Below are 14,412 nucleotides of genomic sequence, written 5' to 3' on the forward strand. Positions count from 1 at the left end.
GCGATGACTAGCCCAGCAAGCCGCGGGCGGCGAGGTTGTCGATCAGCGCCATCACGCCAAAGGTCCAGGGGGCGGCCTTGTCGCTGGTGGTCACCTGGTTGTGCAGGGCGCCCAGGCGCGGGCTGCTGATGCTCACGCGGTCGCCGATCTTGTGGGTGAAGCCGCTGCCGGGGTGATCGCGGTCTTCGGTGGGCGCGAACAGGGTGCCGAGAAACAGCATGAAACCGTCGGGGTACTGGTGGGAGGCATTGAGCGTCTGGGCCGCCAGGTTCTGTGGGTCGCGGCTGATCTGGTCCATCGAGCTGGATCCGGTGAGCCGGTAGCCGTCGGTGCCTTCAACGTGCAGCTCGACCACGCAGGTGCGTACGCTGTCGAGGTCGAAGTGTTCGTCGAACAGGCGAACGAACGGGCCGATGGCGCAAGAGGCGTTGTTGTCCTTGGCCTTGCTGAGCAACAGGGCGCTGCGGCCTTCCACGTCGCGCAGGTTGACGTCGTTACCCAGCGTGGCACCGTGGATCTGCCCGCGGCTGTTGACCGCCAGCACCACTTCCGGCTCCGGGTTGTTCCACTGCGAAATCGGGTGAATGCCGATCTCGCTGGCGCTGCCCACCGCGGCCAGAATCGGCGCCTTGGTGAAGATCTCCGCATCGGGGCCAATGCCCACTTCCAGGTACTGCGACCACATGTTCTGCTCGATCAGCAGTTCCTTGAGGTGCATCGCCTGGGGCGAGCCGGGCTGCATGGCGCGCAGGTTGTCGCCGATGGCCTCGCGCACGATGGCCCGTACGCTCTGCGCCTTGGCGGCGTCGCCGGCGGCTTTTTCCTCGATTACCCGTTCGATCATGCTGGCGGCGAAGGTCACTCCGGCGGCCTTGATCACCTGCAGGTCTGCTGGCGCCAGCAGATAAGGCTGGCTCGGGTCGGCGTGGACGCCGGTGTTGGCCAGTAACGCCTCGATGCTGCCGACGAAGATGCCGGGTGTGTCGCGCACGACTTGAAGCGGCGCGTCGAGCTCCAGCAGTTGGCTGAGGGTGGCGAAGCGGGCCGACAGGTCGAACACACCGTCTGCGCGCAGCACGATGGGCGAAGGGCCAGCGACGGCTCCAGGAATCCAGGCGCGGCCGATCAGCGTGGCCGTGGCCGCGTCGGCGGGCAGGGTGTTTTCGGGGGTAAGGCGGATCGACATGACGATGAATCCTGGATGCGTGAAAGCTGCACGCTAGGCGGCGATGTAGATAAACTCCAATGGCATATTTTCAATTATCAATAACCTGGCGTTATTGAATCGCTGGAGCTGCCCATGTCGGATCTGTCGTTCTCGAGCTTTTGCAACTGGCTGAAATTCCGCCACCTGACGCTCCTCGACACCCTGGGCCGCACCCGCAACATGCACCTGGCGGCGCAACAGATGAACCTCAGCCAGCCGGCGCTGAGCAAGATGCTCAAGGAGATCGAGAGCCTGCTCGGCTTCGCCGTGTTCGAGCGCCTGCCGCGCAGCATGCAACCCACGCCGCTGGGCGCACAGGTGCTGCGTTACGCCCACCTCGCCTTGAACGAGGCCCGCACCTTCGTCGAACAGATCAACAACCTCAGTGCCGGCGGCCACGGCCACCTCAAGGTTGGTGGCATCTTCGCTGCCACGGCGGTGGCGCTGCCCGAGGCCATCGTGCAGATCAAGCAGCGCTGGCCACTGCTGGCCATCGAGGTGGTCGAGCAGACCAGCGACCACCTGATGGAAATGCTCGAGGAGCGCAACCTGGATCTGGCCATCGGCCGCTTCACCGAGCAGGGCCAGCAGCAGCGCTATGACTTTCAGCCGTTGGCGCCGGAGCCGTTCTGCATCGTGGTCAATAGCCGCCACCCGCTTTGTCAGGCCGGGCCGATCACCCTGCAGGAACTGATCGACTGGCCGTGGATTCTCTATCCCAAGGGCACGCCGATCCGCGGGCGCATGGAAGAGGTGTTCGCCAAGGCGCAGGTGGCGGTGCCGCGCAACACCATCGACACCATCTCCATGCAGACCTTTCTCAAGGTGCTGCAGGGCGGGCCGATGATCGGCATGTTGCCCGAGGCCATGGTGGTGGAGCACCTGGAAAGCGGCCTGCTGAAGAAGCTCGACACGCCGTTCTACCTGATGCCCCAGGACTACGGGATTCTGACCCGCAAGGGCGATCAGCTGCTGGGCCCGGCCCGGGAATTCGCCGACATCCTGCTCGCCAATGCGCAGCGCGAGCGTGACTGATTCGATAACGCAACGTTATCGATTAATCAGCAAATGCCATTGGGATTGAATCGATCCGCGGCATAGATTACCGGCCATCGCCACCGCGGTCGGGCAAGCGCCCCGGCCGTCGAGCCCGGCACGGCGCTGCGCCCTCAGGCGCACCGCCGCCTGCCGGGTTGGTCCTTCATCCGTCAAGGAGCTCACCCGTTGTAACTGCAGTGTCGCCAGGTGCCGCCCGGCGAAGCCCATTCAATAAAAACAATCAGGCATGCCCGCATGCCCAAGGGTCATCACCATGCAACCACGTACCGAGTCATCGGCCGCGCCGGCGCGCGACCACGACAGCGCCTTCGAGGATCGCACCTACCGCAAGGTCATCCTGCGCATTCTGCCCATCCTGCTGCTGTGCTACATGGCGGCCTACCTGGACCGCGTCAATATCGGCTTCGCCAAGCTGGATATGCTCGAAGACTTGCAATTCAGCAACACCGTCTACGCCCTGGGCGCGAGCATGTTCTTCTGGGGCTACTTCCTGTTCGAAGTGCCGAGCAACCTGCTGCTGCACCGTCTCGGCGCGCGGTTCTGGATCGCTCGCATCATGTTCACCTGGGCGCTGGTGTCGATGGCCGTGGCCTTTACCGTGCCGCTGGCGCAGTTCTTCGGCGTCCAGTCGAGCACCATGTTCTACAGCCTGCGTTTTTTGTTGGGCATCTGCGAAGCCGGCTTCTTCCCGGGCGTGATCCTCTACCTCAATTACTGGTTCCCGACCCACCGGCAGAGCCGCGTGATGTCCGGCTTCCTGCTGGCGCTGCCGATCAGCCTGGTCATCGGCGGCATGCTCTCGGGCTGGCTGATGACTGCGATGCAGGGCGTGCACGGGCTGTCTGGCTGGCAGTGGATGCTGCTGATCGAAGGCCTGCCGTCGATCGTCATGGCGGTCGTGGTGATCGTCTACCTGTGCGACAACATCGACAAGGCCAAGTGGCTGTCCGCGGCTGAGAAGGCCATGCTCAAGGCCAACCTGCAGCAGGACAACACCGGCAAGGCATCGCGCCTGAGTGAAGCCTTTCTCAACCCGCGGGTGTGGCTGCTGGTGCTGATCCTCCTGACCTTCAACACCGGCTTTTACGGGCTGGCGTTCTGGATGCCGTCGATCATCAAGAGCGCCGGTATCAGCAGTAGCCTGCACATCGGCCTGCTGACCGCCATTCCCTACGGCGTGGCCGCAGTGGCGATGCTGCTCAACGCCCGGCACTCCAACCGCACTGGCGAGCGCCGTCTGCATGCCGCCATTCCGGCCTTCATCGGCGGTGTCGGCCTGATGCTCAGCGCCTACTTCGCCCACAACATCGTGCTGTCGGTGCTGTTCCTGAGCGTGGCCGCCTCCGGCATCCTCAGCCTGATGCCGATCTACTGGACGCTGCCGGGCACCGTGCTGTCCGGCATCGCCGCGGCAGCCGGCATCGGCATCATCAACTCGTTCGGCAACCTGTCCGGCTTCACCGGCTCGATGATCACCGCCATGGCGGAAACCATGACCGGCGACATCAACAACGGCACCTATGTGCTGGCTGCCTGCCTGTTCGTCAGCGGCGCTCTGATCATGGCCATCCCGCGCAGCATGCTCGGTACGCCCACCCGCACGCCGGTCGCCACGCCGACCGGCAGCCTGACCCTGGAGAAAGCATGAGCGAGATGCACGGTAAACGTGTGCTGATCACCGCCGCCGGCCAAGGCATCGGCCTGGCCAGCGCCCGGGCCTTCGCGGCCGCGGGCGCCGAGGTGATCGCCACCGACATCAACATCGGTACGCTGCAGGATGTGCCGGATCTTACGGCCCTGCAGCTGGACGTCACCTCGACCGAAGCCATCGCTGCCCTCAGTGAACAGGTCGGCGCGGTGGACGTGCTGTTCAACTGCGCGGGCTACGTGCATGCCGGCAGCATTCTGGAATGCGACGAAGCCGCCTGGGAGCGCTCGCTGCAGCTCAACGTTACCGCCATGTACCGGATGATTCGCGCCACCTTGCCGGGCATGCTGGCTCGCGGCGGCGGCTCGATCATCAACATGGCCTCGGTGGCGTCGAGCATCAAGGGCGTGCCCAACCGCTGCGCCTACACCGCCAGCAAGGCAGCGGTGGTCGGCTTGACCAAATCGGTGGCCGTCGACTACGTCGCTCAGGGCATTCGCTGCAACGCCATCTGCCCGGGCACCGTGGACTCTCCCTCGTTGCGCGCGCGCATCGCCGGACAGGCAGCGCTGCAGGGCGTGGAGGAGCAGCAGGTATACGGCCAGTTCGTCGCCCGCCAGCCGATGGGGCGCCTCGGCAGCGCCGAGGAAATCGCCCGGCTGGTGCTGTACCTTGGCTCCGACGCCTCTTCCTACACCACCGGTGCGCTGCACGTGATCGATGGCGGCATGAGCATCTGATCGTCTTGAACCTGAACGAGGACCCAACATGAAACTGCTACGTTACGGCGCCAAGGGCGCAGAGAAGCCAGGCCTGCTGGATGCCGACAACCAGATTCGTGACCTCTGCGGGCATGTGGCGGATATCGCCGGCGACGTGCTGACGCCGGCTGGCCTTGCCGCGCTGGCGCAGATCGACCCGAGCAGCCTGCCAATCGTGACGGGCAACCCGCGCATTGGCGCCTGCGTCGGCCAGGTCGGCAAGTTCGTGTGCATCGGCCTCAACTACGCCGACCACGCCGCCGAGTCGGGTATGGATGTGCCAGCGGAGCCGATCATCTTCAACAAGTGGACCAGCGCCATCTGCGGCCCCAACGACGCCATCGAGATTCCCCGCGGCTCGACCAAGACCGACTGGGAAGTCGAACTGGGCGTGGTGATCGGCAAGGGCGGGCGCTACATCGACGAAGCCAATGCCATGGAGCACGTCGCCGGCTACTGCGTGATCAACGACGTGTCCGAGCGCGAGTGGCAGCTCGAGCGTGGCGGCAGCTGGGACAAGGGCAAGGGCTTCGACACCTTCGGCCCGCTCGGCCCATGGCTGGTGACCCGCGATGAAATTGCCGACCCGCATGCGCTGGACATGTGGTTGGAGGTCGACGGCCACCGCTACCAGCACGGCAACACGCGCACGCTGATCTTCAACGTGCCGCAACTGATCGCCTACCTGAGCCGCTGCATGAGTCTGCAGCCGGGCGACGTGATCTCCACCGGCACGCCGCCCGGCGTGGGCCTGGGCATCAAGCCCACCCCGGTGTTCCTGCGCGCCGGGCAAACCATCAAGCTGGGCATCGCCGGCCTGGGTGAACAGCAGCAGGTCACCGTGCAGGCTGACTGAGCCGAAGACAAAAAACGCGGGCCATGGCCCGCGGTTTTGTTCATGCGTTTAGCTGATCAGCGCGCCGCCCAACCGTTGAAGCGTTCCTCCAGCTCTTCGCCGTGGTCGATCCAGAACTCGGCGTTCACCAGTTGCGCGCCGGCCATGTTGGCCTCGGCGGTCGGCAGTTGCGCCTGCACCTCGGCGGGCAGTTGCGGCAGGGTCTGCTTGTGCACCGGGCCATAGGGGATCTGGCTGGAGAACACCTTCTGGGTGTCGGCCTGGCTGGCGAACTGGATGAAACGTTCGGCCAGGGCCTTGTTCGGGCTGCCCTTGACGATGGCCCAGTGCTCGGGGTCGTACAGGCTGCCGTTCCAGGAGATCTTCAGGTTGGCGCCTTCCTTCTGTGCCACACCGATGCGCCCGTTGTAGGCAGCGGACAGGGTCACGTCGCCGGCCAGCAGCCACTGCGGCGGCTGGGCACCGGCTTCCCACCACTGGATCGAGCCCTTGATGGCGTCCAGTTTCTTGAAGGCGCGGTCGACGCCTTCCGGCGTGCTCAACACCTTGTACAGCTCTTCGCGGCTCACGCCGTCGGCCAGCAGGGCGGCTTCAAGGGTGTACTTGGCGCTCTTGCGCAGGCCGCGCTTGCCGGGAAATTTCTCCAGGTCCCAGAAATCGGCCCAGGAGGTGGGGGCGGTTTTCAGCTTGTCGCCGTTGTAGGCCATCACCATCGACCACACGTAGGTCGCTACGCCGCATTCGCTCACGGTGCCGGGAATGTACTGGCTGGTGTCGCCGAGAATGGCCGGGTCGATGCGCTCGAACAGGCCCTCTTCGCAGCCGCGTTGCAGTTCCGGGCTTTCCAGCTCGACTACGTCCCAGGTCACCTGGCCAACGTCGACCATGGCTTTGACTTTGGACAACTCGCCGTTGTACTCGCCAGCGATTATCTGGCCGGCGCCGCTCTGCTCGAAGGGTTTGAAGTAGGCGGCGGTCTGCGCGACCTTGGTGGCGCCACCGAAGGAAATCACCGTCAGTTTCGACGAATCTGCCAATGCCGATGTGCTGGCGCCGGCCAGGATGGACAGGCCGATGGCGGCGCGGATGGATGGACGCAGGTGCTTGAACATGGAAACTCCCTCGCTGTTTTTTCGTTGTAGTGAGAACAGGGGCAGTAGGGCCGAAGCGGCGAAGCTGTGCGTTGTGCCACGCGTCAGCAGGGGGACGGTCTTGATGCCGTCCCGTGTTCTGGTTGTGCCTGGGCGGCAGCTGTTGTTCGAGTGAGGGCCATGGTGCGTCAGTGCGGCGGGAAGGAAAAATAGTAAAAATATGCTCGGGACCTACGAAAAACCTTTGCAAGGCAACGCCCTGCCACAGCGCCTTCATGGAGTAAGGTGCTAGGGTCTGTTGACGTTTCAACGCGGCCGTGCGTGAAACGCCAACAGACCCTAGCAGTCATCACGGTGAGATCGACACGTGGCTTCCTACACCCTCAGGCAACTCAAGTACTTCGTCACCACGGTGGAAGCGGGCAGCGTGGCCGAGGCGTCGCGGCAGCTGTATATCGCCCAGCCGTCCATCTCCACGGCCATCAAAGGCCTGGAGGAGAGCTTTGGTGTGCAACTGTTCATCCGCCACCATGCCCAGGGTGTGTCGCTGACGCCCAGTGGCGCGCGCTTCTACGAGAAGGCCCAGCAACTGTTGCGCATGGCCCGTGAATTCGAGCAGAACGCCCTGGCCGACAACGACATCGTTGCCGGGCAGATCGACATCGGCTGCTTCGAAACCGTGGCGCCGCTGTACCTGCCGCAGCTGATCGCCGGTTTTCGCGAGCGCTATCCGGGCGTGGACATCCGCATTCGTGATGGCGAGCAGCAGGAGCTGGTGCAGGGCCTGACCGCCGGCTCCTTCGACCTGGCATTTCTCTACGAGCACGACCTCGACGGCACCATCGCCACCGAGCCACTGATGCCGCCGCAGAAGCCCTACGTGCTATTGCCCGAACAGCACCGTTTCGCCAGCCAGGGCCAGGTTTCCCTGCGCGACCTGTGCCTGGAACCGATGATCCTGCTCGACGTGCAACCGAGCCGCACCTACTTCGTCAGCCTGTTCCACGAGCTGGGGCTGACGCCGAATATCGTCTTCAGCTCGCCGTCGATCGAGATGGTGCGGGGCATGGTCGGCCAGGGCTTTGGTTTCTCCCTGCTGGTGACCCGCCCGCATTCGGAATGCACCTACGACGGCAAGCGCGTGGTCACCGTGGACATCAGCGAGCCCGTCGCCACCTCCGGCCTGGTGGCCGCCCGCCTCAAACGCGGCCAGCTAACCAAACCGGCGCAGCTGTTCGTGGATTTTTGCCGCGAGCGGTTGGGTGAGCTGAGCGAGCAAACCGCGCGACAGGACGATTGCTAACGCAGCCCCGGTCGAGCGCGCGGAAAATGCCCTGGGTATCACGATGCTCAACCCAGGCTACGTTGATGCTCAGCTCGGATCGCAGAGGTAATCCGCCAGTCTCGCGAGCATCGCATCACACGCCTGTAGTTGCTCCACACTGACGAACTCGTCGGGCTTGTGGCCCTGGTCCATGCTGCCGGGGCCGCACACTACGGTAGGAATGCCGACGGCGTCGAACAGGCCGCCTTCGGTGCCAAAGGCCACGGTACCGAAGTCGCTCGAGCCGCAAAGCCTGGCCAGCAGCAGCGCCGCCTCGCTATCAGGCGCGGTGGCGAGGCCCGGGTAGGCGCTCAGCGGTTGCAGGGCAATGGCGCTGTCGGCGCTGACCGCGTGCATCTTCGGCAGCAACTGGTCGCTGGCATAGGCCTGCAATTCATCCACCACACGCTGGGCGTCGAAACCGGGCAGGGCGCGTACCTCGAAATCGAATGCGCATTCGGCCGGCACGATGTTCAACGCGCGGCCGCCTTTGATCAGGCCGGTCTGCACGGTGGAGAAGGGCGGGTCGAAGCGGGCGTCGTGGTGTTCTGGCTGGGCCAGGCGCGCGCCGATGTCGCCGAGGTGGCCGATCAGCCGCGCCGCGTATTCGATGGCGTTCACGCCGTAAGGCGCGTAGGCCGAATGGCAGGCGGCGCCGTGTACGTCACAGCGCATCGCCAGCTTGCCTTTGTGGCCGAGCACCGGCTTGAGTTCGGTGGGTTCGCCAATCAGGCACAGGGTCGGTTTGTGCGGGCGCTTCTGCAGTTCGGCAAGCATCGAGCGCACGCCGAGGCAGCCGACTTCCTCGTCGTAGGAAAACGCCAGGTGCACCGGCACTTGCAGCGGGCGCCGCAGGAAGGTTGGCACCGCCGCCAGCACGCAGGCGATGAAGCCCTTCATGTCCGCGGTACCACGGCCGTACAGGCGCCCGTCGCGTTCGCTCAGTTGGAATGGCTCTACGGTCCAGGCCTGGCCGTCCACCGGTACCACGTCGGTATGGCCGGACAGCACCACGCCGCCCCGATCACGCGGGCCGATGGTGGCGAACAGGTTGGCCTTGGTGCCTTCGGCGTTATGGAACAGCTCGCTTTCGACGCCGAGGCCCGCCAGGTAATCGCGGATGAATTCGATCAGCTCGAGGTTGGAATCCCGGCTGACCGTGGCAAAGCCGATCAGCCGCTCGAGCAGGGCACGGCTGCCGGGCTCATTCATTGCCCGGCACTCCGTAGCTTGGTGCGGCCGTGGGATCGAGGGCGCGGGTCAGGTAGTCTTGCATCTGCGGGCGATAGGCTTGCCACAGCCCATCCAGTTGGCCGATGGGGTCTTCGTCGGCCCAGTCGACGCGCAGGTCGATGATCGGCCAGATCAGGTCGCCGACCACCTTGAGCGCCGCCGAGTGCACCGGGCCGGCTTCGCCGCCTGCCGCCATGGCCGCGTGCATGGCCGCCAGCAGGCGGTCCGCGAGTTGCCCGCTGGCGCTTGCGAACGCCTCGGCCATGGCTTGGATCACGGCCTCGCTGGCCAGCAGATTACCCGCCGCCACGCACTGCTCGCCGGCCACTGCGTTGTACAGCCCCAGCGCTTGCTTGCCACTGAACAGTGCGGTGCGGCCCTGGCTGTCGATCACCGTAACCTGGCGATACTGGCTCCAGCCATTGGCGCCCAGGGCGCGCTGCAGCGCGGCGTCCGGGGCGAGCGCCTGCTGTTCCAGCAAGTCGAGGATCTGCGGGCCGAGGGCGGGCAGGGTGACGTTCTGCGTGGCCACCGCGCCCACGCCGGCACGCAGCCAGGGGCAGCGCGCGCCGACGGCGATGCTCGACGAGCTGATGGCGATGCCCAGCTGACCGGTTTCCGGGCAGCGCCCGACGATGGAAAAGGTCATGAGGCCTCCTTATTTGGCTTGCCAGTCATCCGGGATCACGGCGATCACGTCGATTTCCATCAGCCACTGCGGCTGGCCGAGGGCGGAGACCACCAGCCCGGTGGAGATCGGGAACACACCCTTGAGCCACTTGCCGACTTCCTTGTACACCGGTTCGCGGTAACGCGGGTCGATGATGTAGGTGGTGGTCTTGACGATGTGCGAGAGGTCGCTGCCGGCTTCTTCCAGAAGTTGCTTGAGGTTCTTCATCGCCTGCTCGGTCTGCGCCTGCGGGTCGCCGAGGCCAACCAGGTTGCCGTCGAAGTCGGTGCCGACCTGGCCGCGCACGTACACCGTGTTGCCGGCGCGCACGGCCTGGCAGAGGTCATTGTCCAGGGACTGGTTGGGGTAGGTGTCCTGGGTGTTGAACATGCGGATACGGGTATGAGTGGGCATCACTTGACTCCCTGCAGGCGGATGGTGGGAGCGTCGGCCTGACGCTGCGCGGCATCGCGGTAACCGGTGTACGTGCGTTGCGTGGCGATATGGTCGGCGACGTGCTTGGCGTCGTGCCACACGCCCCAGATGAACGACGAGCCGCGGCGCGACAGCCACGGCAGGCCAAGGAAATAGATACCTGGTTCGCGAGAGACGCCGCGCTGGTGCTGCGGCTTGCCGTTGGCGTCGAAGGTATCTGCCTCCAGCCAGCTGAAGTCGGTGGCGAAACCGGTCGCCCAGATGATCGAGGTCACGCCGGCCTCGATCAGGTCCAGCTCGCGTAGCGGCTCGGTCATGCACGGCGGGTCGGCGGGAATGTCGCGCGCTTCCGGTTCTTCCGGCAGCTCCAGGCTATTACGGGCAATGTAGGCGTCGGCGGCATCGAGCAGTGCCAGGTAGTTCTCGTCACCGCGGCGGATGTTGTCGACCAGGTCATCGGCGAAGCGCACCACGTCGTCTTCGAAGGCGCGAGTCAGGCCGACCAGGGTCATGCCCTCGTGGGCCAGGCGGCGGAAGTCGATGGTCTTGCCGCCATTGGCGCCGCTGACCGCGATGGTCACGTGCTCGCGCCCGGCCTTGGGGGTTTCCTGGTCCCACTCGCCCAGCACGCCCAGCCACCAGCAGAAGTCGCGGTTGCGGTAAGCCCGTGGCGGGCGGTCGTGGGCGCCCACCGACAGGTACACCTTGCGGCCGGCGCGCATCAGCTCATCGGCGATCTGCGTGCCCGAGGAGCCGGCGCCGATCACCAGCACCGCGCCAGCCGGCAGTTGCTGCGGGTTGCGGTAGTCGGCGGAATGGATCTGCAAGAGGCGCTCGTCCTCTGGCGCGATGGCCGGGATCACCGGGCGCTGGAACGGCCCGGTGGCGGCCACCACGCGCTTGGCCTGGATCATGCCCTGCGAGGTCTCCACGCTGAAACCGGGGCGATTGGCGTTGCGCCGGACTTTTTTCACCTCTACGCCGGTGCGGATCGGTGCGTTGAAGGTGCGCGCGTAGGCTTCGAAATAGGCCGCCACCTGCTCCTTGGCGGGGAAGGCGTCATCGTCCATGTCGAATACCAGGCCGGGAAAGCGGTCATGCCAGGCTGGGCCGTTGGCCACCAGCGAATCCCAGCGCATGGTGCGCCAGCGCTCGGCGATGCGGTCACGCTCCAGCACCAGGTGCGGCACACCCAGGGTGGTCAGGTGTTCACTCATCGCTACCCCGGCCTGGCCGGCGCCAACTACCAGGGTATCTATCTCGATTGTCTCGACAGTCATTGCTATGTCCCTCTGAAGGAGGCTGGGGGCTGTTGCGTTGCAGCCATTGTGTTCAGAGGAAGGGCAGAGCGAAATTAGCGTTTTTGTAGTCGTTGACCAGTAAAAAACTGCGCACTGCCGTCAAGGGCACGTCAGCCGCCCGGTCAGGCCCGTTGCTCGCCCCCAGCCACGCGGTTGCGCCCCGCGGCCTTGGCGGCGTACAGGGCGACATCCGCCGCCGCGACCAGAGCGGCAGGTGACGACGTGGCCTGGCGCGGCAGGCAGGAGGCCACCCCGGCGCTGAGGGTGAGCAGGCCGCACGGCGAGCCTTCGTGGGGGATGGCCAGCGCTTCGACTGCGGCGCGGATGCTCTCGGCTACCGCCAGGGCTGCTACCGATTCTGCCCCGGGCAGCACCAGTGCCAGCTCTTCACCGCCATAGCGCGCCGTGGTGTCGGCGCCGCGCCTGGCATGGCGCTTGAGCACTGTCGCGATCTGGCGCAGCGCCTCGTCGCCGGCGGGGTGGCCGTAGCGGTCGTTGTAGTGTTTGAAGTAATCCACATCCAGCAGCACGAACGACAGCGCCTGGCCCTGGGCCGCGGCGCCGCCGAAAGCCGCCTGCAGGGCTTCATCCAGGCGACGTCGGTTGGCCAGGCCGGTGAGTGCATCCTCGCCTGCCATGATTTCCAGGGTCTGGTTGGCCTGCGCCAGGTTGCGGTGCATTACCTGCAGGCGCGCTTGCATCCTGCCCTGGCGACCCAGGCCACGCCAGATCAGCCAGGCCATCGAGGCGACGATCACCAGCACGCCGCCGGTCAGCGACCAGGCTTGCAGCGCACGGTTTCGCCAGGCCTGCATGGCCTCCTGCTCGGAAACCGCCGCCGCTATCATGATTGGATAATCGGCGCTGGAGTCGAAGCCGTAAATACGCCGGACGCCGTCGGTCATAGCCTGCAGCACCATGCTGCCGCGCGTCACGCCTTCTTCGTTGATCATGCGCAGCACGGGGCTTTTCGACACATTGACCTCGGCGCTGTGAGGGGTTGTCCGGGACCGCGCGAGGATAGTGCCGTCACGGTGCACCATGCCGATGACGCCCTCGCTACCCAGGTCGATGGTCTGGTAGAAATCCACGAAACGCTGGGTCAGCAACGTCGCCAGCACCACGCCGCGGAACTCGCCGTTGGCGTCGTTGAGGCGCAGCGACAGCGAAATCACCGGCTCGCCCGTCACGCGGCTGTGAACAGGCGCGCCGATGAACAGGTCACGGCCGTTATGGTTGCGATGAAAAACGAAGTAATCGCGGTCACTGACCTGGTAAGTCGGGGTTGGAGTCGCTCCAGATCGGGTGTTCACCGCGACGCCATTGGCATCCGTGATGGTGAATCCGGCCACATCCTGCAGCACCTTCAACTGCGCCCGTGAGGTTTCCAGCACTTCGTTCAGGTTGTCAGCGCCGTAACCGGAAACCTCCAGCTTGCGCTGGATGCCGACCAATACCGTATGGGCGTCACGGAGCGCCGACTCGGCCTGCCGCGTGAGCGCGGTCGACAGGTTCTGCATATCGTCGACATGCTGCTTGAGCGCTTCGCGCCGGTCCCATTCGACCTGCAGGTAGGTCAACAGCAGAAACGCCGCACAGACCCCCCCGGTCATGATCGCGACCAGGCGTCTGAGGTGACCGATTCTGGAGGGTTGGTTCATCGAGGGCACAGTTCGGCTGAAAGAGTAGTCTCGTCGCCTGCACGACACCGCCCATACGGCAGGTAGGGCAATGGCAGACGGTGTCGAGCCGCCGGGCAGGAAAGCGAAGCGGCTAGAGTATGAACGATTCGCTTGATGCTCTGCATCTGCCGCGCGGTGCACCAGCCGCTGTGAAGGCCTGTGCGGCCGCCCGCCACGCGCCGCCTTATCACCCATCGCGCACGAGATTGGCGCTTGGCCAGGCGCATCGGTATAATCCGCCGGCCTCTGAGGGCCTATAGCTCAGTTGGTTAGAGCAGAGGACTCATAATCCTTTGGTCCACGGTTCGAGTCCGTGTGGGCCCACCACCTTGAAAGCCGCGCATTGCGCGGCTTTTTTGTGCCCGTGATGTGCTGCATTGCCCGATCTGAGCGGTTTGCGTCGCTGCGCCAGCCGGGGGTTGTGATGCCGTTCCGCCAGACTGAGAACCAGTGCTGGCGCCGTTTGGAATATGACTTTAGTCTGGCGGGATGATTAATACGCCCGCTATGCCCGACCGCTCCCCGCCCGAGCGCATCATCGTGGCCGATGACCATCCGGTTTTCCGTGAAGGGTTGAGCCGCATCGCGCAGCGGGTGTTTCCGCAGGCCAGTGTCATCGAGGCGGGTGACATGGATGAGGTGCTGGACATCGCCAGTACCGGCGTGGCCCCCAGCCTGTTTATGCTCGACCTGCTGTTTCCCGGGCAGTCGCCGCAGGCTATCGGCGCGTTGCGGCAACGGTTTCAGCGCAGTTCGATCGTAATCGTGTCGATGGTCGACAACCGTGAGCTGATCGATGAGGTGATGGCCGCGGGGGCCGATGGTTTCATCGGCAAGGCCACTCCGCCTGGTGAGATCGGCGATGCGTTGCTGGCGGTTCGGGCGGGGGAGTTCGTGCTCACCCTGGGGCCTGCCGGTGTGCCGTCGTTCAGTGAGGATGGCCACCTGCTGGAGCAATTGACGCCGCGCCAGCAGGATGTGCTGCGCCTGGTGGCGCGCGGTCTGTCTAACAAGGAGATCGCCCGCGAGCTGGATATCTCGCCCTTCACGGTGCGCATCCATGTCTCTTCGCTGCTGCGTACGCTGGACGTCAGCAGCCGTGCGGCTGCTGCGGTCAAGGCATCGAAGGCCGGCCTGCGCTGAAC

General features: G+C 65.1%; 13 protein-coding genes and 1 tRNA gene. 7 read left to right on the forward strand and 7 right to left on the reverse strand.

The window, feature by feature from the left end:
• Positions 1 to 7 precede the first annotated feature (7 nt).
• Positions 8 to 1,186: a fumarylacetoacetate hydrolase family protein gene (locus tag ACZ0AV_RS17675; RefSeq protein ID WP_499152235.1), complete on the reverse strand. Its 1,179-nt coding sequence runs from the start codon at positions 1,184 to 1,186 to the stop codon at positions 8 to 10.
• Between the two features lie 114 nt (positions 1,187 to 1,300).
• Here ACZ0AV_RS17675 and ACZ0AV_RS17680 point away from each other — a divergent pair, with 114 nt between their 5' ends.
• The 4 genes from ACZ0AV_RS17680 to ACZ0AV_RS17695 all read left to right on the forward strand — a co-directional run bounded on the left by ACZ0AV_RS17680 (position 1,301) and on the right by ACZ0AV_RS17695 (position 5,531).
• Complete coding sequence (locus ACZ0AV_RS17680; RefSeq protein WP_499152236.1) at positions 1,301 to 2,242, forward strand: LysR family transcriptional regulator; 942 nt, start codon at positions 1,301 to 1,303, stop codon at positions 2,240 to 2,242.
• 277 nt (positions 2,243 to 2,519) lie between these two features.
• On the forward strand, positions 2,520 to 3,914 hold the full coding sequence (locus ACZ0AV_RS17685; protein ID WP_499152237.1) for an MFS transporter: 1,395 nt from the start codon (positions 2,520 to 2,522) through the stop codon (positions 3,912 to 3,914).
• Positions 3,911 to 4,654, forward strand: a complete 744-nt coding sequence (locus ACZ0AV_RS17690) for an SDR family oxidoreductase (RefSeq protein ID WP_499152238.1) — start codon at positions 3,911 to 3,913, stop codon at positions 4,652 to 4,654. Before ACZ0AV_RS17685 ends, ACZ0AV_RS17690 begins: the two co-directional genes overlap by 4 nt.
• Before the next feature lie 28 nt (positions 4,655 to 4,682).
• Positions 4,683 to 5,531 (forward strand): ureidoglycolate lyase, encoded by an 849-nt coding sequence (locus tag ACZ0AV_RS17695; protein ID WP_499152239.1) that lies wholly within the window; start codon positions 4,683 to 4,685, stop codon positions 5,529 to 5,531.
• A gap of 56 nt (positions 5,532 to 5,587) precedes the next feature.
• On the opposite strand, the gene ACZ0AV_RS17700 is transcribed toward ACZ0AV_RS17695, so the two are convergent.
• Positions 5,588 to 6,643, reverse strand: coding sequence for an ABC transporter substrate-binding protein (locus tag ACZ0AV_RS17700; RefSeq protein ID WP_499152240.1), 1,056 nt, complete (start codon positions 6,641 to 6,643; stop codon positions 5,588 to 5,590).
• Between the two features lie 346 nt (positions 6,644 to 6,989).
• Here ACZ0AV_RS17700 and ACZ0AV_RS17705 point away from each other — a divergent pair, with 346 nt between their 5' ends.
• A complete protein-coding gene (locus tag ACZ0AV_RS17705; RefSeq protein WP_499152241.1) occupies positions 6,990 to 7,925 on the forward strand; it encodes a LysR family transcriptional regulator in 936 nt (311 codons plus the stop codon).
• A gap of 69 nt (positions 7,926 to 7,994) precedes the next feature.
• Here the strand turns inward: ACZ0AV_RS17705 and argE are convergent, their stop codons facing one another.
• The 5 genes from argE to ACZ0AV_RS17730 all read right to left on the reverse strand — a co-directional run bounded on the left by argE (position 7,995) and on the right by ACZ0AV_RS17730 (position 13,246).
• A complete protein-coding gene (argE, locus tag ACZ0AV_RS17710) occupies positions 7,995 to 9,158 on the reverse strand; it encodes an acetylornithine deacetylase (protein WP_499152242.1) in 1,164 nt (387 codons plus the stop codon).
• Complete coding sequence (locus ACZ0AV_RS17715) at positions 9,151 to 9,828, reverse strand: DUF1028 domain-containing protein (RefSeq protein ID WP_499152243.1); 678 nt, start codon at positions 9,826 to 9,828, stop codon at positions 9,151 to 9,153. Before ACZ0AV_RS17715 ends, argE begins: the two co-directional genes overlap by 8 nt.
• A gap of 9 nt (positions 9,829 to 9,837) precedes the next feature.
• Entirely contained in the window at positions 9,838 to 10,263 is a 426-nt protein-coding gene (locus ACZ0AV_RS17720) for a RidA family protein (RefSeq protein WP_499152244.1), read from the reverse strand.
• Positions 10,263 to 11,564 carry a flavin-containing monooxygenase gene (locus ACZ0AV_RS17725; RefSeq protein WP_499152245.1) on the reverse strand — a complete coding sequence of 434 codons (1,302 nt, stop codon included), beginning with the start codon at positions 11,562 to 11,564 and terminating at the stop codon, positions 10,263 to 10,265. The genes ACZ0AV_RS17720 and ACZ0AV_RS17725 overlap by 1 nt, the downstream gene beginning before the upstream one ends.
• A 143-nt stretch (positions 11,565 to 11,707) precedes the next feature.
• Positions 11,708 to 13,246, reverse strand: a complete 1,539-nt coding sequence (locus tag ACZ0AV_RS17730) for a sensor domain-containing diguanylate cyclase (RefSeq protein WP_499152246.1) — start codon at positions 13,244 to 13,246, stop codon at positions 11,708 to 11,710.
• Between the two features lie 271 nt (positions 13,247 to 13,517).
• Here ACZ0AV_RS17730 and ACZ0AV_RS17735 point away from each other — a divergent pair.
• Both ACZ0AV_RS17735 and ACZ0AV_RS17740 read left to right on the forward strand, forming a co-directional pair.
• A tRNA-Ile gene (locus ACZ0AV_RS17735) sits at positions 13,518 to 13,594 on the forward strand.
• Positions 13,595 to 13,774: 180 nt separating this feature from the next.
• Complete coding sequence (locus ACZ0AV_RS17740; RefSeq protein WP_499152247.1) at positions 13,775 to 14,410, forward strand: LuxR C-terminal-related transcriptional regulator; 636 nt, start codon at positions 13,775 to 13,777, stop codon at positions 14,408 to 14,410.
• The last annotated feature ends 2 nt before the right edge of the window (positions 14,411 to 14,412 follow it).

This window comes from Pseudomonas sp. AC532 (assembly GCF_979258965.1).

Coding starts and splice junctions, on each gene's coding strand:
- ACZ0AV_RS17690 (WP_499152238.1), top strand. CDS start 3,911: ATGAGCGAGATGCACGGTAAACGTGTGCTGATCACCGCCGCCGGCCAA.
- ACZ0AV_RS17700 (WP_499152240.1), bottom strand. CDS start 6,643: ATGTTCAAGCACCTGCGTCCATCCATCCGCGCCGCCATCGGCCTGTCC.
- ACZ0AV_RS17715 (WP_499152243.1), bottom strand. CDS start 9,828: ATGACCTTTTCCATCGTCGGGCGCTGCCCGGAAACCGGTCAGCTGGGC.
- ACZ0AV_RS17730 (WP_499152246.1), bottom strand. CDS start 13,246: ATGAACCAACCCTCCAGAATCGGTCACCTCAGACGCCTGGTCGCGATC.
- ACZ0AV_RS17680 (WP_499152236.1), top strand. CDS start 1,301: ATGTCGGATCTGTCGTTCTCGAGCTTTTGCAACTGGCTGAAATTCCGC.
- ACZ0AV_RS17675 (WP_499152235.1), bottom strand. CDS start 1,186: ATGTCGATCCGCCTTACCCCCGAAAACACCCTGCCCGCCGACGCGGCC.
- ACZ0AV_RS17720 (WP_499152244.1), bottom strand. CDS start 10,263: ATGCCCACTCATACCCGTATCCGCATGTTCAACACCCAGGACACCTAC.
- ACZ0AV_RS17695 (WP_499152239.1), top strand. CDS start 4,683: ATGAAACTGCTACGTTACGGCGCCAAGGGCGCAGAGAAGCCAGGCCTG.
- ACZ0AV_RS17740 (WP_499152247.1), top strand. CDS start 13,775: ATGCCCGACCGCTCCCCGCCCGAGCGCATCATCGTGGCCGATGACCAT.
- ACZ0AV_RS17725 (WP_499152245.1), bottom strand. CDS start 11,564: ATGACTGTCGAGACAATCGAGATAGATACCCTGGTAGTTGGCGCCGGC.
- ACZ0AV_RS17685 (WP_499152237.1), top strand. CDS start 2,520: ATGCAACCACGTACCGAGTCATCGGCCGCGCCGGCGCGCGACCACGAC.
- argE (WP_499152242.1), bottom strand. CDS start 9,158: ATGAATGAGCCCGGCAGCCGTGCCCTGCTCGAGCGGCTGATCGGCTTT.